Annotated in this window: 16 protein-coding genes and 1 rRNA gene; 5 read left to right on the forward strand and 12 right to left on the reverse strand. The window is 65.0% G+C overall.

Annotated elements, in window-relative coordinates; translation table 11 throughout:
• The first annotated feature begins 2 nt into the window (after window positions 1-2).
• Window positions 3-1238, forward strand: coding sequence for an FG-GAP repeat domain-containing protein (locus ACH488_RS19800; protein WP_397326272.1), 1236 nt, complete (start codon window positions 3-5; stop codon window positions 1236-1238).
• A gap of 176 nt (window positions 1239-1414) precedes the next feature.
• On the opposite strand, the gene ACH488_RS19805 is transcribed toward ACH488_RS19800, so the two are convergent.
• From ACH488_RS19805 to ACH488_RS19835, 7 genes are read right to left on the reverse strand one after another with little or no spacing between them, the layout of a single operon-like run.
• A complete protein-coding gene (locus ACH488_RS19805; protein WP_397326274.1) occupies window positions 1415-2758 on the reverse strand; it encodes an NtaA/DmoA family FMN-dependent monooxygenase in 1344 nt (447 codons plus the stop codon).
• A gap of 10 nt (window positions 2759-2768) precedes the next feature.
• Window positions 2769-3818, reverse strand: coding sequence for an LLM class flavin-dependent oxidoreductase (locus ACH488_RS19810; protein WP_397326275.1), 1050 nt, complete (start codon window positions 3816-3818; stop codon window positions 2769-2771).
• Window positions 3815-4636 (reverse strand): DUF1684 domain-containing protein, encoded by an 822-nt coding sequence (locus tag ACH488_RS19815; protein WP_397326276.1) that lies wholly within the window; start codon window positions 4634-4636, stop codon window positions 3815-3817. The genes ACH488_RS19810 and ACH488_RS19815 overlap by 4 nt, the downstream gene beginning before the upstream one ends.
• Window positions 4620-5786: an LLM class flavin-dependent oxidoreductase gene (locus ACH488_RS19820; RefSeq protein ID WP_397326277.1), complete on the reverse strand. Its 1167-nt coding sequence runs from the start codon at window positions 5784-5786 to the stop codon at window positions 4620-4622. The genes ACH488_RS19815 and ACH488_RS19820 overlap by 17 nt, the downstream gene beginning before the upstream one ends.
• A complete protein-coding gene (locus ACH488_RS19825) occupies window positions 5783-6802 on the reverse strand; it encodes an ABC transporter substrate-binding protein (RefSeq protein ID WP_397326278.1) in 1020 nt (339 codons plus the stop codon). Before ACH488_RS19825 ends, ACH488_RS19820 begins: the two co-directional genes overlap by 4 nt.
• 10 nt (window positions 6803-6812) lie before the next feature.
• Window positions 6813-7748 carry an amino acid ABC transporter ATP-binding protein gene (locus ACH488_RS19830; RefSeq protein WP_397326279.1) on the reverse strand — a complete coding sequence of 312 codons (936 nt, stop codon included), beginning with the start codon at window positions 7746-7748 and terminating at the stop codon, window positions 6813-6815.
• Entirely contained in the window at window positions 7745-8710 is a 966-nt protein-coding gene (locus ACH488_RS19835) for an amino acid ABC transporter permease (protein WP_397326280.1), read from the reverse strand. The genes ACH488_RS19830 and ACH488_RS19835 overlap by 4 nt, the downstream gene beginning before the upstream one ends.
• A 289-nt stretch (window positions 8711-8999) precedes the next feature.
• Here ACH488_RS19835 and ACH488_RS19840 point away from each other — a divergent pair, with 289 nt between their 5' ends.
• The 4 genes from ACH488_RS19840 (at window position 9000) to ACH488_RS19855 (ending at window position 14499) form a co-directional block, all read left to right on the forward strand.
• Window positions 9000-10940 (forward strand): FAD/NAD(P)-binding protein, encoded by a 1941-nt coding sequence (locus ACH488_RS19840; protein ID WP_397326281.1) that lies wholly within the window; start codon window positions 9000-9002, stop codon window positions 10938-10940.
• Window positions 10941-11020: 80 nt separating this feature from the next.
• Window positions 11021-11539, forward strand: coding sequence for a GNAT family N-acetyltransferase (locus tag ACH488_RS19845; protein ID WP_397326282.1), 519 nt, complete (start codon window positions 11021-11023; stop codon window positions 11537-11539).
• A gap of 9 nt (window positions 11540-11548) precedes the next feature.
• Window positions 11549-13267 (forward strand): helicase HerA-like domain-containing protein, encoded by a 1719-nt coding sequence (locus ACH488_RS19850; protein ID WP_397326284.1) that lies wholly within the window; start codon window positions 11549-11551, stop codon window positions 13265-13267.
• Window positions 13268-13470: 203 nt separating this feature from the next.
• Window positions 13471-14499 (forward strand): hypothetical protein, encoded by a 1029-nt coding sequence (locus tag ACH488_RS19855; protein ID WP_397326288.1) that lies wholly within the window; start codon window positions 13471-13473, stop codon window positions 14497-14499.
• A gap of 181 nt (window positions 14500-14680) precedes the next feature.
• Here ACH488_RS19855 and ACH488_RS19860 read toward each other — a convergent pair whose 3' ends face one another.
• The 5 genes from ACH488_RS19860 to rrf form a co-directional block, all read right to left on the reverse strand.
• Complete coding sequence (locus ACH488_RS19860; RefSeq protein ID WP_397326285.1) at window positions 14681-16654, reverse strand: NHL domain-containing thioredoxin family protein; 1974 nt, start codon at window positions 16652-16654, stop codon at window positions 14681-14683.
• Window positions 16654-18852, reverse strand: coding sequence for a cytochrome c oxidase assembly protein (locus tag ACH488_RS19865; protein ID WP_397326286.1), 2199 nt, complete (start codon window positions 18850-18852; stop codon window positions 16654-16656). The genes ACH488_RS19860 and ACH488_RS19865 overlap by 1 nt, the downstream gene beginning before the upstream one ends.
• Window positions 18853-19066: 214 nt before the next feature.
• Complete coding sequence (locus ACH488_RS19870) at window positions 19067-19354, reverse strand: HU family DNA-binding protein (protein WP_011776355.1); 288 nt, start codon at window positions 19352-19354, stop codon at window positions 19067-19069.
• Window positions 19355-19572: 218 nt separating this feature from the next.
• Complete coding sequence (locus tag ACH488_RS19875; protein ID WP_397326287.1) at window positions 19573-20133, reverse strand: GNAT family N-acetyltransferase; 561 nt, start codon at window positions 20131-20133, stop codon at window positions 19573-19575.
• An 81-nt stretch (window positions 20134-20214) separates the two neighbouring features.
• Window positions 20215-20302 (reverse strand): 5S ribosomal RNA (rrf, locus tag ACH488_RS19880); the annotation flags it as partial.

A 20302-nucleotide genomic window follows, 5' to 3' on the forward strand; every position in this document is an offset into this window, starting at 1 on the left:
CAATGGGGATTTTTGGAGTGCGCAAGGCTATCTACGCAGCAACGGCGATGGTGGTAGGGGCATCATTTGTGGCTATGGCTCCGCCGGCTGTGGCAAATCCGGCTGTGCCAAGTCCGTCCGTGACTGCGTCGGCCGTGGGTCCCACGGCGATCATCGACGGCGTTCCGTATGTTGGCGCCGAGCTACGCAAGCAGTACGACTACGACTACTCGGGCTGCAAGAACCCCACAGGCACCACCCCCAACGGCTATACCCTCGAATGGCTGCGGGATGGAGTGGCCTTGCCGCCGGAACGCCAGGGCGAGGTTTTGAAGCTCGTGCCGGCGGACCTCGGCCACAGGATGTCGCTCAAGGTCCGCCCCTCCACGCCCGCTGAACCGAATTGCCCGGACGAAACCCGTATCAGTCCGGACACCGCACCTATCAAAGCCTCGTCCCGTGCCATGGGCTGGACGGACCGCGGAAACTTCGAGCCGCTCGGCAGGACACAGGACGGCAGGCTCGTTCTCTACCCACGCACATACACGTACATCCCCGGCAGTTGCGAGGGCGCGTGCCCCACATACTTCGGCGAATGGGACGAACCACGTCAGGTGGGCCAAGGATGGGACGCGATGGGCATCGTGTTCTCGCCGGGTGACTTCGACGGAGACGGCTACAACGATCTCCTGGCCACGGACGCCGCCGGCAATCTCTTCCTGTACCCGGGAGACGGTGACGGCGGCTGGCAGGAACGGCGCCAAGTGGGCCAGGGCTGGAACATCTTCGACTCGATCGTGGGCCCGGGCGATTTCGATGGCGACGGCTACAACGACGTCCTGGCACGCGACGCCGCCGGGGACCTTTACCTCTACCCGGGCGATGGCGAGGGCGGCTGGCTGCCCAGATCCAAGATTGGCCAGGGCTGGCAGGTCATGGACAAGATCATCACCGGTGGCGACATGAACGGCGACGGTCCCGTGGAAGTGTTCGCACGGGACCGCAACGGTTCGCTCTCCATTTACCGGGCCGACGGCGAGGGCGGCTGGGAATCCTCAGCCGTGATCAGCGGCGGTTGGGGAGCGTTCACGGACATCGCAGGCCTGGGGAGTTTCGCCCACCAGCGTTACAACAATCTCTTCGCAGTCAACGGGAACGGCGATCTGGTGACGTACTCCACCGGGGCATCCACCGGAGTCCTCTGGGGACCTTATGGCCCCGTGGGCAGCGGGTGGAACGTGTTCCGCGAACTCCTCTAGCTAGATCGGTTGGTTCCACACGGCGAGCTGGAGACGGACAGTCTCCGGCCCGCCGTCGAACGCCGCAGGATTCTGCTGGATCATTCGCGGGCCCTGCGCGCCGAGCCCCCGTGATTCCGCAAAGGAACGGGCGCGGCGAAGGAATGATCCAGCAGAATCCACCCACATGCGCACCATCAGACGCTCAGGGACTCACTCGAACGCACGGGCGTTTCCAACCCCAGGTTCTCGCGGAGCGTGGTGCCGCGGTACTCGGTGGGGTACACGCCCCGTTCCTGGAGCTCGGGAACAAGGTGGTTCACAATGTCGTCCAGGCCCGTGGGGATGAGCCACGGCGAAATGTTGAAGCCATCCACGGCTCCGACGCGTGCGTATTCGGCCAGGTGGTCGGCCACGGCGTTGTAGGAACCGGTGAAGGTGGCATCGATCCGGGCAGTCTTGGAGGTGACGAACTCCCGGATGGACAAGCCCTTGTCCTTGGCCTCCGCGCGCCACTGGTCGGCAAGCTGGCGGGCCTTGGCTCCGTGGAAGCCGCTGCCGCGCGTCTCGGACGTCTCCTCCACCACGGGGTCGATCTCGGGCAGGGGACCATCCGGATCATACGAGGACAGCTCACGGCCCCAGAATTGTTCCAGGTAGGCAATGGCCTGCTGCGGACCGATCTGCAGGCTCCGGACCCAGGCTTTCTTTTCCTGGGCTTCCTCGGCTGTAGCAGCGAGGATGAACTCGCTGGCCGGCATGATCTGCACCGCGTTGGCTCCACGGCCGGCAGCGACGGAGCGTGCCACGATGTCGCGGCGGAACTCCACTGCGTCGTCGAACTTGGGGTGTGCTGAGAAGATCACGTCTGCCTGGCGCGCGGCGAAGTCGCGGCCCTCGGGTGAGTCTCCGGCCTGGAAGAGCACAGGACGGTACTGCTCGCTCCGCGGCAGGCGTGGCGTGACATCCACGGTGTAGTGCTTGCCCTCGTGCAGCACGCGGCGGGCCGGGCCGGACTCGGCTTCCCACGAATCCCAGATGCGCTTGGCGGTTTCCACGAAGGCCTCGGCGTGCGTGTAGCGGTCCGCATGGTCGAGGTAGCCTCCACGGCGGAAGTTGGCACCGGTCCAGGCGTTGTCCGTGGTGACGATGTTCCACGCGGCGCGGCCACCGGAGATGAGGTCCAGCGAGGCCAGCCGGTGGGCCAGGTCCGCGGGATCGTTGTAGGTAGTGTTCTGCGTGGCCACCAGACCGATGTTCTTGGTCACAGAGGCAAGTGCTGCCAGCATGGTCTGTGCGTCCGGACGGCCCACCACGTCAAGGGCGTGCGGCCGACCCAAGTGCTCGCGGAGACGCAAGCCCTCGCCCAGGAAGAACGCTGCGAACTTGCCGCGTTCTGCCGTTTGGACAATCCTGCGGAAAGACTCGAAGTCCGTCTGCGAACCGGACTCCGCGGCTTTCCAGATGGTGCCGGAGTTGACGCCCTGGAAGAAGATGCCGAACTGGATCTGCCCGCTCGGCTGGAAAATGTCGCGTGTCATGGAGTTACCTTTACTTTCCGGCAGTCGAGTAGCGGTTTTCGGCGTGTTCCAGCCCCAGGAGCCCGCGGAAGGTGGAGTCCAGGACTGGCGGCCGCAACGATCCGCGGCGGCGCAGTTCAGGCAGGACCAACCTGGACAGCTCATCGAGTTCCAGCGCCAGGTCACCGGGGTGCAGCCGGACGCCGTCGGCCTCCTGCAAGAGGGCGTCGAGATAGTCGGTGAGCTCAGCAGCCGTGCCGACAAAACGCGCGTGGCCGCTTTCCGGGACAACGCGACGTGCGGCGGACTCACCGCGCGAGTCGAGGACGACGTCGAGCTCCGCCACCACCGCAACGGACGCGCCCAGCCGGGCACGGACGTCGCGGACTTCAGCCACCAGCAGCTCGGGGGTTGGCGCCGTGACCAGAACGGCGTCAACGGCCTCAACCGGAACAGCCCCTTCGCCCACCAACGAGGCAGAAGCCAGCACGGGAAGCTGGCCCTGCAGCGGCCTCGGAATGATGGACGGACCCTTCACGGAGTAAGCCGCGCCGGCAAAATCCGCGGGGGTTTCGAAGTCAACGTAGTGCAGCTTGTCCACGTCGATGTACCGGCCGGTGGCGACATCCCGGATCACGGCGTCGTCTTCCCAGGAGTCCCAGAGGCGGCGGCCAACCTCGATCGAGGCAGCGGCCTCCTGCCCCAGCGCGTCGCCGCTCACGAAAGAACGTCCGACGGCGGCAGCAGCCTCCGGCGATTCGGCTGCGGTAGCGATCCACCCCGCACGGCCACCGGACACGTAATCCAGGCTGGCGAGCTGCGTGGAGACGTGGAACGGCTCGGTGTAAACGGTGTCCACCTCGGGAACCAAGGCGATGGACCGGGTGACGGGACCGGCGAAGGCCGCACGCTGCAGGGCGTTGGCCCGCCCGGCGTCGGGGGCATCGGCAAAGGTTGCAATATGGAACCCGGCCGACTCGGCGGCAAGGACGGCCTGGGCGAGGCTGCCAAAAGCGCCGCCGTCCCAGCCTGCGCCGTCTAGTTCAATGGCCAGGAATCCGGCGTTGTTGTTGGGGCTCACTTCTGGTCCTGACGTTCGTAGGGAATCTTTTCGCCTGCTTCAATGGCCACCGGCAGCCGGTTTTCGGCCGGCGGGAGCGGGCAGGTGGCGAGGTCGGTGTAGGCGCAGGGCAGATTGACCGCGCGGTTGAAGTCCAGGTGCACGGTGCCGTCAGCCGCCGGGGTCACGGACAGCGAACGGTTCGCCGCATAGGTTGTCTTGCCGGAGGTCTGGTCGGTGAAGAGCACCGAGAGTGAACCCGGCGCGTAGCCGTTGAACGCGGTCAGGGTCAGTTCCTGGCCGGCGAGCTTGAACTGGATCTCGCCTGGAGCCTCGTACACGTGCTGGATACCCTCGACGGCGGCGCCCACCGTGGTGGACCGCGGTTCCTCGAACGGCACGAACGTCCCGGACACGGCGAACGCCGCGTTGGGCGTGTACGCCGGTGTGCCTAGGTAGTCCTGCAGAAGTGTATTCGCTGGGTTGCGGGGACGGACAATGTATTCGCCGCCGCGCTTGGCCACCTCAATGACGGTGTCGCCGGCGACGAGGTTGATGCCGCCGCGTTCCTCGATGGGGCCGAACTGGACGCTTCCGCCCAGTTCCGTGCCGTCCTGCAGCAGGCTTTCGCCGGGCTCCAGGACAACACGCACGACGTCGGCCTCCGCGCTCCAGGTTCCCGGCGCACCTTCCAGCCGGGTCGGCTCAGCCGTCAGCCAGTGGAGGTGGGTGACTGCGAGGAAGCCGTGCGGGTGGGCGCGGTGGCGTTCGTGGGCTGCATGCCACTCCTGCCATTCGGCGTCGAAGGTGTCGAGGGCTGATTCAGTGTGCGTAGACATGTGCGGTGTCGCTCCTGTTCAAGGCGTGGTCTGCGGTGACGGTTGCTGCGGCATCCGGTTCGGTGGCCCCGGCGAACTCCGGGCGGCCGGCGAACGGATCTCCGGACTCCCACAAGGTGGTGTGAGCTGCGGCGCGAACGGCCGGGATGACGTCCGTGGCAAAGCGCTCCAGGATCTCGAGCTGCTTTTCGAAAGGAAGCGTGGTGGGCAGGGAAATCGATTGGAGATCGTGCCCGTAGAGCGAGTGGTAGCTCAGGATCTTGTCGATCACCTGCTCCGGGCTGCCCACCAAGGCCGGTCCTTCGGCCACGGCATGGTCGATGTCGCGGAAGGGCGAGTTGTTGCCGGGCACGTTGCGGCCCGCCGTCAATCCTTCGTAAACCGGCCCGTACTGGCGCTTCGCTTCCTGCGTGGTGTCCGCGATGAACACCCCGCCCGCTCCGCTGCCGGAGCCAAGGTACTGGTGGCGGGGATCGTGGCCATGGCGTTCGTACTCTTCGCGGTAATGATCGATCAGGACCTTGTAGTTCTCCCGCGGCTGGATGGCGTTGGCCGTGAACAGCGGATCGCCCCACTTGGCAGCGAGCGCAGCGGATGTCAGGGTTGTAGCCGAGCCGTGCCAAATCCGCGGCGATCCCGCGAAGGGGCGGGGCGTCGTCGTGGTCGGTTCGGTCAGCGCGGGCCGGAACCTGCCGGACCAGGTGACGCTTTCCTTCCGCCACAGCGCGCGCAGCAGGGCGTATTTCTCGGCCAGGAGATCCCACTGGTCATCCAACGAGAGCCCGAACAAGGGGTACTGCAACACCTCGTTGCCCTTGCCGATCACCAGTTCCAAGCGGCCACGGCTGAGCTGGTCGATCGTGGCATAGTCCTCGGCTACGCGCACCGGATCCAGTACCGAGAGCACGGTGACGCCGGTTTGGAGGCGGATACGGCTGGTGACGGCCGCGATCGCGGCGAGGACCGTCGTCGGGGATGACGAGACGAACTCGCCGGCGTGCCGCTCACCGACGGAGAAGCTGTCGAAGCCGAGGTCTTCAGCGCGGCGTGCCGTCTCCACCACTTGGTTGAGCCGGTCAGCGGTGGAAACGATCTCCCCCGTCACCGGATTCTTCAGGTGGGGGATGATGTCCAGGACCTGGAACTTCATTTGCCGGTTCCAAACGTTGCTTCCGTGACGGTCTTCGATTCCGGCACGGCTTCCTCCGAGAGGCCCCAGCGTTCAAGGACCTTGGCGTAGGAGCCGTCCTTGATGGTGGAGTTCAGGGCGTCGGTGATGGCCGGGGCCAGTCCGTTGCCCTTCAGCGTGGTGGCGGCGACGAGGGTCTCGGAGGGCCAGCCCGCGTTGACCTTGCCAACCACTTTGAGGTCGTCGCGGGTGTTCTCCCGGTAGGTCACGGACGGGTAGGGAGCCAGGTTCAGGTCCGTGCGGCCGGAGGAGAGCGCCAGGATGGTGTCGGCATCGGAGGAGTAGTACTGCAGGGTGGCCGGGGCCTTGCCCTTCGCTTCCAACTCCTTGTTCCACGCCAGGAGGATCTTTTCCTGGTTGGTGCCCGAGCCCACGGAAATCTTCAGGCCGGAAATGTCGTCCGAGCCCTTGATGTCATAGGCGGAACTCTTCTTGGCTTCGAAGCCCATGAAGGCCGCACGGTACGTGGAGAAATCGAACAGCTTGACGCGCGCAGCGTTGATGCCCACGTTGGAGAATACTGCCTCGAAGTCCCCGGATTGGGTCTTGAGCGGCCAGTTCTCCCAGGACGTCACCTGCAGGTCCAGCTCGAGTCCCAGCTTGTCCGCAACCAACTGCGCGATGTCCACTTCAACCCCGATGGGGGTCTTGTCATCCGTGGCGTGGAATGACAGCGGGATGGCGCCGGCCGTGGTGGCGACGGTCAGTTTGCCGTCCTTGGAGATGGCTGCCGGAACCTTTGCGGTGGCGGCTGCGTCCTTCTCGACGCGGATGCGGTTCTGGTCCACGGAGGTGTTGTAGACAACACCGTTCTTGGCGGCTTCCGACTCGGGTTTGGCGGCCGACGCGCCAGGATCGGAGCATCCGGCGAGCGCAGGAAGTACGACGGCGGGAAGCACCGCGAGTGCCAGGAGCCTGCCTTTAACGGTGCGCAGTTTTGTTTCATTGGCGGCGAAGCCGTGGGTGATGCGAAGCATGGAGAGATTCCTAGATGTTAAAGGCTGGTTCGATGACTTTGGAGAGGAAGCTGCGGGTGCGTTCCTCGCGGGGATTGCTGAAGATGTCCTGGGGTGTGCCGGACTCCACAATCTGGCCTTGGTCCATGAACACCACGGTGTCCGCCACGTCCCGGGCAAAGCCCATCTCGTGGGTGACGATGATCAGCGTGGTTCCGGATTTCGCGAGTTCGCGGATGACGTCCAGGACTTCGTTGACGAGTTCCGGGTCCAAGGCGGAGGTGGGCTCGTCAAAGAGCAGGATCTTGGGGTCCAGTGCGAGTGCCCGGGCAATGGCCACACGCTGCTGCTGGCCGCCGGAGAGTTGGCGGGGGTAGGCGTCAGCCCGGTCCTTCAGGCCCACGCGGTCCAGCAGTTCCAGGCCGCGCTTGCGGGCCTCTGCCTTGGAACGGCCTTGGGCCACGATGGGCGCCTCGGTGACGTTCTCCAAGGCCGTGAGGTGCGGGAACAGGTTGAAGTTCTGGAACACCATGCCAATGTGCGTGCGCTGCTTGAGGATGTCCTTCTCACGCAATTCGTGGAGCTTATTGCCACGGACCTGGTAGCCCACCAGTTCGCCGTCGATGGTGATGAAGCCGCCGTCCACCTTTTCCAGGTGGTTGATGGTGCGCAGGAGCGTGGACTTGCCCGAGCCCGACGGCCCCACGATCACGGCCACGCCACCTGGCGGTACGGACAGCGAGACACCCTTGAGGACCTCGGTGGCACCAAAGGACTTGCGGACATTGGTGATATCCACCTGGCCCTTGGTGGCCACGGCGGCAGCCGGGGTGGCAGCGGCAGGCTGTTCCGGCGTCGTGCGTTCCTGCGGTTCCGGGGCCGGCGCTCCGGAACCACCCGACGCGAGGTGGGCTTCTTCGAGGTGGGCGGCCGCGGCCGCTTCGGAGGAGGAGAAGACGGTGGTCATCGTGGTTCCTTCCCGGAGTTGACGGGGGCGTGGGCGGCGAAGAACTTGCGGGCTTTTTGCAGCGGAGTGAGCGGCAGCGTGCGGAGGGCACCCTTGGAGAAGTGGCGTTCAATGTAGTACTGGAAGACGCTCAGCACCGAGGTGATCACCACGTACCAGAGCGTGGCCACCAGGAGGAGCGGGAGCACCTGCTGGGTCCGGTTGTAGATGACCTGCACCGTGTAGAACAGCTCGGAGTAGGCCAGCACGTACACAATCGAGGTGCCCTTGACCAGGCCGATGATCTCGTTGAAGGCGTTGGGCAGGATGGCCCGCATGGCCTGCGGCAGCACGATCCTGGTGGAGCGCTTCCACGCCGGGATACCCAGGGCTGCAGCGGCTTCGAGCTGTCCTTGGTCCACGGAGAGGATGCCGCCACGGATGATCTCCGCGGAGTACGCGGCCTGATTCAAGGTCAGGCCCAGGACGGCGGCAGCGAACTGGCTGATGAGGGTAGTGGTCTGCGCCTCGAAGAACCTGACGTCCGTGAAGGGGATCCCCAGGCTGATCTTCTCGTAGAGGTAACCGAGGTTGTACCAAAGGAGCAACTGGACCAGCAGCGGGGTGGAGCGGAAGATCCAGGAGAAGGTCCAGGACACCGAAACCAGCAGCGGCGATGCCGAGAGGCGCATGAGGGCCAGGATGAATCCGAGGACAAAACCGAGGACGCCGGAGATCGCGGTCAGCTTCAGGGTCTCCACCAAACCGGCCACCACGGACTGCGCGGTGAACCATTGGGCCACCACGCCCCACTCCCAGCGGGGGTTGGTCACCAGGGACCATACGATGGCCGCCACGCCGATGGCCACGATGACCGTACCCACCCAGCGCCACGGATGCTTCGCGGGAACCAGTTTGTAGTCGGAGTAGTCGGCGGTGGGCGGTGCGGATTCCGCCGTGGCAGGCGGTGCGATTGCACTCATGCGCCACCTCATTTCGGTTGGGGGTTGTCTATCGGATTTCTGCAAATCTAGGGGTGCCCGGAACGGCCAGCAAGGCGGAAATTTGCACTTCTTCACGAGCCTTCTTGCGGCTTCAAAAGGCTTCTTCCAACGTCATAAATGCAATTCACACAAGGCCATATACGTCTTTTGTTTTTCGTCATTTAACGCGCAATGACGCGCAGTGAACGGCGGTTACCAGCCCCTCGACCGGGCTTGGGGCGGCTCCCTACATTGGGCATACCAACCCCCGCAGTACAGGAGATTTCCCATGCCGTCACGAGTTCCCGCCATCGTCTTCATTGGCGGCGGTCCGCGCACGGCCGGTGTCTTGGAGAGGCTGGCCGCAAGCCGCCCCGAGCTCTTCGACGGGCCGCTGCACATCCACGTCGTGGAGCCGCACCAGCCGGGATCCGGCCGGATCTGGCGTTACGACCAGGGCCCCGGCCTGCTCATGAACTCAACTGCGGCTGACGTCACAATGTTCACGGACGCGTCAGTGGCCTGCGATGGTCCGGCACTGGACGGACCCTCCCTGGCTACCTGGGCCGCGGGCGTGCTCGACGGCAGCATCACCGACGTCCCGCTGTTCGAACCGCACATCCTGGATCAACTCCACGCCCTGACACCGGCCTCGTTTCCCACCCGGCAACTGCAGAGCAAGTACCTTGAGTGGTTCTTCCGCCGTGCCGTCGGGTCCCTCGGACCGGACGTGGCCGTGACGGTCCATCGGGATACGGCCACCGGCGTTTCCCTTTCCTCCGGTGGCGCGTCCTCCGGAGGCGACCACGACGGCGGTGCGCACCGCGTGCGGTTGGCCTCCGGCGCCGAGGTGGCTGCCGACGTCGTGGTTTACGCCCTGGGCCACACCGATTCGCAGGCGGAGCCCGAGTCAGCGCGGCTGAGCGCGTTTGCCGCCGAACACGGCGGGTTCCATGCGCCACCGTCGTACACCACGGACGTGGACTACTCCCCCATCGCTGCGGGGCAGGATGTGATCGTCTCCGGGATGGGCCTGGCGTTCGTGGACCTGATGGTGCTGCTGTTCGAGGGCCGTGGCGGCCGCTTCGAAGAACGGCCCGACGGCGGACTCGACTACGTGCCTTCCGGCGCCGAGCCCCGGCTTTGGGCCGGCTCCCGCCGCGGCGTTCCGTACCATTCCAAGATCTCCTCCGCGCTGCGCACTCCCGTGGAACGGCCGCGATATTTCACCGCCGACGCGATCGACGCCCTGCTGGCCGAGCACCAGGAACTCGACTTCCGCGCCCACCTCTGGCCGCTGATCGCCAAGGACGCCGGGTACGCGTATTACCGCGAGTTGTTCACCGGCTACCCGGAGCGGGTCCTGGGCACGTGGGCGAGCTTCGAAGCCCGCTACGACGCCTTGGACTGGTACAGCTCCGAACGGGAGGAACTCGCGGCGTTCGCCGTGCCCGACCGTGCGCTGCGGCTGGACCTGGAGGCCGTGGACCACCCACTAAGCGGTTGCGCGTTCGACTCCCACGAGGCCGTGCAGCGCTCGGTGGCCGCCTACATCCAGCGCGACCTTGACCTCCGCACCAGCGACGACCACTCGGAGACCCTGGCGCTCTTCATGGCCCTGCTGTTCGTCTACATGGACCTGGGTCGGCTGGTGCCGCAGGAACGGCTCAATGCCCGATCGCAGCAAGCCATCCATGGTTGGTGGCACGGCTTCTTCAGCTTCGTGGACTCCGGGCCGCCCGCCCACCGCCTCCGCGAGATGCTCGCGCTGCACCGCGCCGGCTTCCTCAAGTTCCTGGGCCCGGGCATGTGGGTCAGCGCCGACGATGCCACAGGCCGTTTTGTGGCGGGCTCGTTCCAGTCGCCGGTGGTGGTTGACGCCTCCGCCTACATCGAGGCCCGCTTGCCTGCCGCGTCCGTGGAACGTTCCGCGAATCCCGCCTTGCTGGACCTGCACGACGCCGGCCTGGGCACCGAACAGCGGCTGCTCACCTCCGACGGCCCGCATTCCACCGGAAAACTTCTGGTCTCCGGGAATCACGAGGTCCTTTCCCCTGTTGGTACACCACAGCACGGGTTGTTTGCCGTGGGTCCGTGGACGTCCGGATGGGGTGCGGGAGCTTTTGCCCGTCCCAACACCAACGCCGCACCGTTCCGCGAAAACGACGCCCTGGCCCGCCGGATCCTGGAGACGCTCAGGGCCTCGGTCCCAGCGCCCCAACCCAACTAGGGGACAGATAACGTCGCTACGAGCACTCATTGCGACGTTATCTGTCCCCCAGTTGTGTGACCACCTACGAAAGGCTTCACATGACCGCAACGCCAACCCTGCCGCCGTCGGGCCTGACCGTCCTCAGCCTGCCCATGGACGATCCCCGCGTCCGCCCGCTCCTGGACGAGCTCGCCGTCGAATACGACACGCGCTACGGCGACCTCTTCAGCAGCGAAGGGGCCTCCGAGGAACTCAACCGCTACCCCGCAGAGGAATTCGCCGCTCCGCACGGCGCGCTCCTGATCATCCAGGAGAATGGCCAGTCCATTGCCGGGGGCGCCTTCCGCCGCTACGACCAGGACACCGCGGAACTCAAGCGCATCTGGACCCACTCGGCCCACCGGCGGCGTGGACTGGCGCGGCGCGTCCTCGCTGAGCTCGAGGCCGAGGCCCTCCGCCGTGGCTACTCCAAGCTCTACCTGACCACCGGACCCCGCCAGCCGGAAGCCAAGAACCTTTACCTCGCCACGGGCTACACGGCACTGTTCGACCTCACGGCCGACCCCGAGGAAATCATGCATTTGGCTTTCAGCAAGGATCTTGTCCCGCGCAGCTAAGCTATGCGCATGGCCACGAAAACCACTGCTGAAAAACTCGCCACCATCCAGCAGGGGTACACCCTGCAAGGCGCCACGATTGAGCTGGGTGCCGCGATTGTGGACGGCGAAGTCCACAAGGAAGCCCAGGTGCGGCTCCCCCTTGCCATGATGAACCGGCACGGCCTGGTGGCCGGTGCAACGGGTACGGGCAAGACCGTCACGTTGCACATGATCGCCGAGCAACTCTCGACGGCGGGCGTTCCGGTGTTCCTCGCCGACATCAAGGGCGACCTCTCCGGATTGGCGACGGCGGGAACAGCCAGCGAGAAGCTGACAGCCCGCACATCGGCCCTGGGCCAGGAGTGGTCCGCCAGGAACTTTCCGGTCGAGTTCCTCTGCCTGGGCGGGGACGGCAACGGCATTCCGGTGCGTGCCACCATCACCTCGTTCGGCCCCATCCTGCTCTCGCGCATCATGGACCTCAACGACACCCAGGAATCCAGCCTCCAACTGATCTTCCACTTCGCGGACAAGAACAACCTGGAACTCATCGACCTGAAGGACCTGCGGGCCGTCATCCAGTTCCTCACCTCGGATGAAGGAAAAGCCGAACTCGCGGACCTGGGCGGCCTCTCCAAGGCCACGGCCGGCGTGATCCTCCGCGAACTTGTTGGCCTTGAAGCACAGGGCATGGAAAAGTTCTTCGGCGAGCCCGAGTTCGATACCGCCGAACTCCTCCGCACCGCTCCCGACGGCCGCGGCGTCATCAGCTGCCTGGAACTCCCCACCCTCCAGACCAAGCCCCTGCTGTTCTCTACGTTCCTTATGTGGCTCCTCGCGGATCTGTTCGAAGACCTTCCCGAAGCAGGCGACCTGGACAAGCCCAAGCTCGTGTTCTTCCTGGACGAGGCGCACCTGCTCTTCAACGGCGCTTCCAAGGCCTTCCTCGAAGCCATCACCACCACAGTGCGCCTCATCCGGTCCAAGGGCGTGGGCATCTTCTTCGTGACACAGACGCCCAAGGACGTGCCCGCGGATGTCCTGGGCCAGCTCGCCAACAGGGTGCAGCACGCCCTCCGCGCCTTCACCCCCGAGGATGCCAAGGCTTTGAAGGCCACGGTGTCCACCTTCCCGGTCAGCGACTACGACCTCGAAGAGACCCTCACTTCGGCAGGAATCGGCGAGGCCGTCATCACTGTCATGAACGAGAAGGGCGCGCCCACTCCCGTGGCCTTGACCCGGCTCCGCGCGCCCGAGTCCGTCATGGGTCCCAGCGCTGACGACCTTGTCCGGAGCACGGTGGCTGCGTCATCGCTCCTGGCCAAATACGGCACGGCGGTGGACAACGTGTCAGCCTACGAGAAGCTGAGCGGCGCGGCGCCCGTCCCCACGGGATCGGCCGCACCGGGCCAGCCACCGGTGCCCGCTTCCGCCGGTCCGTCCGGGGCTTCGTCCGGGTCCTCCCCTGCCGATATCGACGCCGAGGCCCGCCGCATCGAGGAAGAGATTCTCGGCCGGCCCAGTTCCCGTCCCGCCCCTGCGCCGTCGTCCTACCCCGCCCCTTCGGCTCCCGCGCCGGTCCCCGCGCCCGCGCCCTCAGACCCAGGCGTGTTTGGAGACCTCGCCGGAGCCCTCGGCGGTGCCTTGGGTGGCGGCCTGAAGAACATGGTCCGATCCATGGGAACCCAATTGGGCCGCGACCTGATCCGCGGCGTGTTTGGCACATCGTCACGGCGGCGGCGGTAGCTTCGCCGCTGCCTGAACCACGACGGCGGGTGCCCGGCCCGCGTGCGCCAGTCGCCTGAACCACGACGCCGGGTGCCCGGCCCGCTGGCCTCGTTCCTGCCTGAACCACGACGGCGGGTGCCCGGCCCGCGTGCGCCAGTCGCCGCCGTCGGGCGTCCTTGACGCGTTCTTGCTAAGTCACCTTGCGGTCTTCCTGCGCGGCTATTGGCGCCACGGCAGGTAACGTAAAGGGCGTGCAGGTGAGTCAAGCATTGGTCAAGACCGCAGCCGGATGGCTGCTCGGTCTGATGCTTGCTGCCGCCGGTGCGATCGTTTGCATCAACCTGGTAAGCAACTCCGTGGCCAGCCCGCAGCAGCCCGTGCGGGAGTATCTGGAGGCGCTGCAGAAGGGCGAAGGCGAGCAGGCCCTCGGCTTGTTGCGCGCCAAGGTACCCAACGCGAACGCCGCCATGCTGGACGGAACGGCCCTGCAAACCGCCGCGTCCGCCCTTTCCGACGTCAAGATCGGCAACGCCGAATCCAGGAACGGCAACCGTGTGGCAGTTCCCGTGGACTACACCCTGGACGGCAGCCGGCTCCACACCGAGTTCCTCATGGAACGCACCGGTACGCAATGGCTGTTCTTCGGAAAATGGGCCTTCGTGCCCACCACGTTGCCCACCATAGACGTCACAGTGGTCAATGCCAGCGAAGCCGCCCTGAACGGGGTTCCGGTCAACATGCCCAACGGTCGCAACACCTTCGCTGTGTTCTTTCCCGGCAAATACGAGGCGAGCCTGAACGGGACGTTCTTCGAGGCACCCGCCACTTCGGCCCTCGTCTCAACCCGCGACGGCGGGCAGGCTCCCCTGAACCTCCAGACCCGCTCCACCAAATCCATGGACGAGGCCGTCGCCGGCAAGGTCCGCGAATTCCTGGACAAGTGCGCCTCCGAAGCCACGGAGCAACAGCGGCTCCAGCCGGACTGCCCGTTCTACCACGCCAGCAACGCGCGGGTAGTGGACGGAACTATCAAATGGGAGATCACGGAATACCCCAAGATCACCATCGAACCCTTCGGCGGCAAATGGGTAGTGGCGCCACTCAACGGCAAAGCACGACTGACAGCCCGCGAGATCAACCTGTTCACCGGCGCCGTCAACGACCTCAACGTGGTGCATGATTTCAGTTTCACCACCCAACTGGACACCGACGGCACCACCGTGACCGTCACGCCGCTGCTCACGTTCTAGGGTTGGCGCGTTCCGGTTCCCCGGGCTCCGCCGGCCGTGCTGTTGGAAGCGACTGCCCGCCAAGTGACATGGACCGGCTTTGCGAAGCGCCGGCAATGGAAAAGCGTCGCCACGGAAAACAGGATGGCCCGGCTGCCTCCGGGCTGGAGGAAGCCGGGCCATCCCGTCATTGCCTGGTTTTTTAGTCCATGCCGCGCAGGTCCAGGACCAGTTCTGAATCGCCATCTGCCTGGAGGACCACCGGGATGCCCCAGTCCTGCTGGTAGAGGTGGCAGGCCGCGTGGTCCGGAATCTCGCCGTCTTCCGTCTCAGGACCGTCACAGGCCGCAGCGCGGGCGGTAATGTGAAGAATCCCCTCGGTCACATCCGGGTTCAGTTCCACGGTCCTCAACAGCCCCACGGAGGTCCCCCCGCCTGACACGATGAGTTCCGGCGGGGTGGAGGAAATCTTCAACTGCGTGGGGTCGCCCCAACGGTCGTCGAGCTTCTGGCCTGTCGGAGCCTTGAACCGGACCGTGAGATCCAGGTTTCCGGGAACCACGGGGCTCTTGGGACGCTGGGTCTGCGAGGCGCCCTCGTCAACCTGCTGCGCTTCCTTGGGAATAGGTACCAGAACCAACTGGTGCTTATTGGATTCCACCACCACCAGCAGCGGTTCCGCGTTCTGGTGGTTGACCACCACTACGTCGCTGGGCTCTGCCAATCCGCGGGCCAAGGTGGACACCGTGTTGGTCGAGGGATCGTAGCGGCGCACGGCCCCGTTGTAGGTGTCCGCGATGGCAACTGAACCATCCGGCAGGACTGTCACACCCAAGGGGTGCTGCAAACGTGCCTCAGCCGCCTCGCCATCGCGGAAGCCAAAGTCGAACAAGCCGGTGCCGACTGCGGTTTCCACTGTCACGCCGGACTCACCCACAACCAGGCGGCGCAAGGCCGAGGTTTCGGAGTCGGCCACCCAAATGTTGTCCTCTGCATCGATGGCCAGGCCGGACGACTGGGCGAACCAGGCCTCCTCTGCGGGACCGTCCAGGAGTCCTTCCAGGCCGGAGCCGGCCAGGATCGAGACGACGCCGCTGACGGGGTCCAAAGCGAAGATCTGGTGTGTCCCTGCCATGGCAACAACCACGCGCTGCAGCTTTTCGCTCCACACGAGGTCCCATGGCGAGGACAGTGACACGCCGGTACCGCGGCCGAGCACCCCAACGTCCAGGGCATCGGCAGCGAAGTCCGCCGGGCCGCTCTCGTGGTGCTCCGACCAACTGCCGGCCCCCGACTCCGTGACGCGGGCCGGGCCAGCGTCGAGGAGTCGCTGAATGCCATTGCCCGCAATGGTCCGCACTTCGCCGCTGCCCAGGTTGACGCCGCGCAGGCGGTGGTTCACGGTGTCGGCAACAACAACGTCGTAGCCGAGCTTCAAGGCGAGCTCCGCAGGCAGCACGGCGACGCCCTGGGGTTCGTTGAACTGCGCGGTCCCGGCAGCGCCGTCGGCGAAGCCCTTGGCGCCCGAGCCAATGACCCGCTCCACCGTCTCAAAGTCAGGGCGCAGCTCGACCAACCGGTGGTGTCCGGAATCGACCACCAGGTAGTTCCCGTTGTCCAACTGGGTTGCCTTCCCCGGGAAACGCAACGTGCCGGATGTCGGCTCGGGAGCCACATACGGACCGTTGCCGCGGTGCAGGGTGCCCTTGGCTTCATGTTCAGCCACCAGCTCTTCCAGCAGGACCGCGAGGCCGTCAGCGTGGCCCTCGCCGGAAAGGTGGGCCACGATGTAACCCTCCGGATCAATGACAACCAGGGTGGGCCACGCGCGGGCCGTATAGGCCTTCCAGGTGGCAAGCTCGGGGTCGTCCAGCACCGGATGGTGGATTTCATAGCGCTCAACAGCCGAGGCCAGCGCTACGGGGTCTGCCTCGTGCTCGAACTTGGGCGAGTGCACGCCCACTGTCACCAGGACGTCGGAGTACTTTTCTTCAAGTGGCCGCAACTCGTCCAGGACGTGGAGGCAGTTGATGCAGCAGAACGTCCAGAAGTCGAGCAGCACGATCTTGCCGCGGAGCGATTCGAGGTCGAGCGACTTGCCGCCGGTATTGAGCCAGCCGCGGCCCTCCAGCTCAGAGGCGCGGACCCGGAGTTGGGTGCGTACGGTTTCGCTCATCAGCGTCCTTCCAGCTTGGTGTTTCGTTCAGTCTGCCCGGTCCCGGACTCATCGCCCGCCTGGTTCCCAGCGGTGCTGCCGGGGCTGTTGGCCGCCTCGGTCCCCGGCTTGTTCCCTGCCGGTGACCCTGGACCCGTCTGGCGGCTGGACACCTTGGCGTCCCGCTCGGCCAGCCGGGCAAACATATCGTTGTAAGCACTCAGGTCGGCGTCGTTATTCCTGTCCGCCGCGCGATCGACCCTCCGGGTTTCCCGTGCATCCGAACGGGACCACATGACCGCCACTCCGATCGCCACCAGCAGGGTGGGGACCTCGCCGATGCCCCACGCAACGGCACCGCCCATTTGCTGGTCAGCGAGGGCGGACGCACCCCAGGTCCGGCCCAGGTTGCCGAAGTAGTCCGCAGCGAGGAGGCCTGTGCCACCCATGATCGATACGCCGAAGAACGCGTGGAAACCCATCGTGGCCAGCAACAGGAGCAGACGCATCGGATACGGAGCCCTCCGTGGCAAGGGATCGCTGCCGATCATGCTCAGCACGAAGATGTAGCCCGTCAACAGGAAGTGGAGGTTCATGAGCTCGTGGCCTACATGCTCACGCATGGCAAGGCCGAAGAGGTCCGAGTAGTAGAACAGCACGATGGAACCGGCGAAGTTCGCGGCCGCAAACAGCGGGTGCGTCACTACCTGTGAGAAGCGCGAGTGGACAAAGAGCAGCAACCATTCGCGCAGGCCCCTCGATCCATGGGCGCCTTCACCGCGGGCAGGGAGAGCGCGCAGGGCAAGCGTCACCGGGGCGCCAAGAACAAGGAAGATCGGCGCAACCATGGTCAGCGCCATGTGGTCCACCATGTGCGCGGAGAACAGCACACGGCCGTACACGGCGGGCGGTCCGGAGGTGATGTACGTCAGGACCACCAGGCCCACCAGCCATGGGATAGTGCGCAGCACAGGCCAGGTGTCACCGCGTTTGCGGACCTTGATGACACCCAGGATGTAGGAAACGGCGCCAAACAACGCCACGCCTACCCAGAGCCAGTCGAAGCGCCACTCCGTGAGCCAGCGTTCGGGGGTGAGTTCCGGCGGCACCTCATAGCCCGAGAGAATGAAGGCGGGCGAAGCATCCGGCGCATATGTGGTGGGTTGCGGCGGAGCCGAACGTCCCAGCGCCACGGCGAGTCCCGACGTCGCGCCCATCACCAAGAGCTCAACAAGAATCAGTTGCCACAGCACCCGGCGGGCGGACATTGAACCATTCTTGCCCAGCTGGGGTATCACCCACTGCCGGTGCATGAAGCCGATACCGCCCAGCACCAAGGTGGCCAGGGCCTTCGCAAGAATGAGCTGGCCGTAGGAGGAACCGAAAAGATCGCCGGGATTGGTTACCCGGATGGCTGCGTTGATCACGCCCGAGGCGAATACCAGGACAAACGCGAACCCTGCCAGGGACGAGAAGCGCCTGAGCGTCGGTTCGGTGATGTCAGCCGTTCCCGAAGACCGTGAGCCAGTCAGGAGACCGGACAGGACCGCAAGCATGATGATGCCGCCCACCCAGGTGGACACGCCCACCAGGTGCATGCCCAGGGAGTTGATGGCGCCCTCGTGGTCGCTGGAACTCGAAGAGTGTCCGATGAGGGCAGTCGGAACCAAGCCGATGAGGGCCAAGAGCAAGGTAAACGCCAGGCCCGTCAAGGACCGCACGCCAAACAAGGCAGTGGTGACAACGGCAGCGATGATGGTCACCGCAAGCCATGCCTTGCCCGTCTCGATGTCCGTCATGAAGTACACCAGGGACCGGGTGAACTCAGCATCCCCGGAGACTCCCTGCCCTGCAACGTCGGCGTAGGTCAGGACAAGGACGGCCACCGCTGAAAGAGTCCACGCTGCTCCCGCCGCGGCCGCAACGGCCAAGGCCCGCGAAAACGCGGGGTGCTCGGGTGCCTCGAGATCATCCTTGCCACGCGTCCTGGAGGGCTTGAGGTTCTTTGGAAGGATTCCGACGGCGAAGATCAGGCCACCAATGACGGTTGCCACAGACACATTGTGAATGGCCTTCGCGAAGGGAAGGCCCCACCGGACCAAGGCGCCGGGGTCGGAGACCTGGCGGGCTGCCGCAGCACCGGAAAAGATGAGCGCTCCGGCCAACGTCAGGAAAAGGACAGCCAGGCCCGCGAGCTGCCACGGCAAGGAAATACCCATGCCTGTGGCGCCTCCCCGCGGTCCCGGCTTGGGAACGGGCGAAGGGGCAGTTGCGGAGCTTCTGGCTAGTGGCACCTATCCATTGTCCGTTACCTGCCGCCGGGCTGCGAATCGGGAGTTCACTGGGGAGGGGAAGTGGGCAGGCTCCGGATTAAAAGCAGAAGAGGCGGCAACACCACGTTGCCGCCTCTTCCAGGCATTCGCCGAAGTATTGTTACTTCTTCTTGGCGACAGCAGCCTTCAGCTTGGAACCAGCGGTCAGCTTGACGCTGTGGCCGGCTGCGATCTGGATGGTCTCGCCGGTCTGCGGGTTGCGGCCGGTACGAGCTGCACGGTCGGTACGCTCAACTGCGAGCCAGCCCGGGATGGTGATCTTCTCGCCTGCAGCAACAGAAGTCTCGAAAACTTCGAACAGTGCATCGAGCACGGAGTTGACGGCTGCCTGGCTGGTGCCAGCCTTGCCTGCTACCTCTGCAACGAGTTCACTACGGTTCTTAGCCATTTACGTCCTCCTGGACTAATACGTTTTTGAGCCGGCAAGCGGAACGCGAGCAAGCCACTGCTCGAAAACTTACCAGCTTGCACCGGCATGGCCAGCAAATTCCGCGTGTTTCCGCGCTTTTTTGACCAAAATCACCGGATTTTCAGGGTTTTTGGGCCTCCGAGCCGGCTGTGGCGTACCCTACGGCGCGGCAGCACAGTGTCCAACCACCGTCGGGATCAGTGCAGAATGCGCTGATAGAGCACATGGTCTTGCCACTTGCCATCGATCTTCAGGTACGACGGCGCCAATCCAATCCGCTCGAACCCGCACCGCATCAGGACCGCTTGGGAAGCCGAGTTGTGCACCAACGTGGCCGCTTGGACGCGGTGCAACCCCAGTTCACCGCCGGCCATATCCAACACCGCGCCGACGGCTGCTTTAGCCAAGCCCTTGCCGGCATGAGCCGAATCAACCCAATAACCAAGGTTGGCGCTGAGAAAAGGACCACGGACGATGCCTGACAGGGTCATGGTTCCTACGATCATGCCGGATCTGAGAAGCATCCAGGGTACTTCGCCGCCGGCAGCATACTGCTCCAGCTTGCTTCGAATCGCTTTCTCCTGCCCGGGGACCGAGAAGAACGATTGCTCACGCCGAGGCTCCCACGGGGACAAGTGCTCAGCGTTCCGGACGTAGGCCGCTGCCAACTCCCCGCAATCGTCCAGGACAACCGGCCGCAAATGGACCTGTCGGTTTGTCAGGAAGGCGGGGACATCCAAGGATCGTGACAGGTTCATCCGGTGACTCTATCTTGCGCTAGCCCCTGTTAAATGTGTGGAGCCCCGACCGTCGTGGTCGGGGCTCCAACTGTAATGGTTGTCCGGCGGTGTCCTACTCTCCCACACCCTCCCGGGTGCAGTACCATCGGCGCTGTGGGTCTTAGCTTCCGGGTTCGGAATGGGACCG

It is taken from the genome of Paenarthrobacter sp. NPDC018779 (assembly GCF_044391085.1).
Classification (GTDB): domain Bacteria; phylum Actinomycetota; class Actinomycetes; order Actinomycetales; family Micrococcaceae; genus Arthrobacter.

Coding starts and splice junctions, on each gene's coding strand:
- ACH488_RS19875 (WP_397326287.1), bottom strand. CDS start 20,133: ATGAACCTGTCACGATCCTTGGATGTCCCCGCCTTCCTGACAAACCGA.
- ACH488_RS19820 (WP_397326277.1), bottom strand. CDS start 5,786: ATGAAGTTCCAGGTCCTGGACATCATCCCCCACCTGAAGAATCCGGTG.
- ACH488_RS19800 (WP_397326272.1), top strand. CDS start 3: ATGGGGATTTTTGGAGTGCGCAAGGCTATCTACGCAGCAACGGCGATG.
- ACH488_RS19805 (WP_397326274.1), bottom strand. CDS start 2,758: ATGACACGCGACATTTTCCAGCCGAGCGGGCAGATCCAGTTCGGCATC.
- ACH488_RS19840 (WP_397326281.1), top strand. CDS start 9,000: ATGCCGTCACGAGTTCCCGCCATCGTCTTCATTGGCGGCGGTCCGCGC.
- ACH488_RS19830 (WP_397326279.1), bottom strand. CDS start 7,748: ATGACCACCGTCTTCTCCTCCTCCGAAGCGGCCGCGGCCGCCCACCTC.
- ACH488_RS19845 (WP_397326282.1), top strand. CDS start 11,021: ATGACCGCAACGCCAACCCTGCCGCCGTCGGGCCTGACCGTCCTCAGC.
- ACH488_RS19850 (WP_397326284.1), top strand. CDS start 11,549: ATGGCCACGAAAACCACTGCTGAAAAACTCGCCACCATCCAGCAGGGG.
- ACH488_RS19865 (WP_397326286.1), bottom strand. CDS start 18,852: ATGGGTATTTCCTTGCCGTGGCAGCTCGCGGGCCTGGCTGTCCTTTTC.
- ACH488_RS19870 (WP_011776355.1), bottom strand. CDS start 19,354: ATGGCTAAGAACCGTAGTGAACTCGTTGCAGAGGTAGCAGGCAAGGCT.
- ACH488_RS19815 (WP_397326276.1), bottom strand. CDS start 4,636: ATGTCTACGCACACTGAATCAGCCCTCGACACCTTCGACGCCGAATGG.
- ACH488_RS19860 (WP_397326285.1), bottom strand. CDS start 16,654: ATGAGCGAAACCGTACGCACCCAACTCCGGGTCCGCGCCTCTGAGCTG.
- ACH488_RS19825 (WP_397326278.1), bottom strand. CDS start 6,802: ATGCTTCGCATCACCCACGGCTTCGCCGCCAATGAAACAAAACTGCGC.
- ACH488_RS19835 (WP_397326280.1), bottom strand. CDS start 8,710: ATGAGTGCAATCGCACCGCCTGCCACGGCGGAATCCGCACCGCCCACC.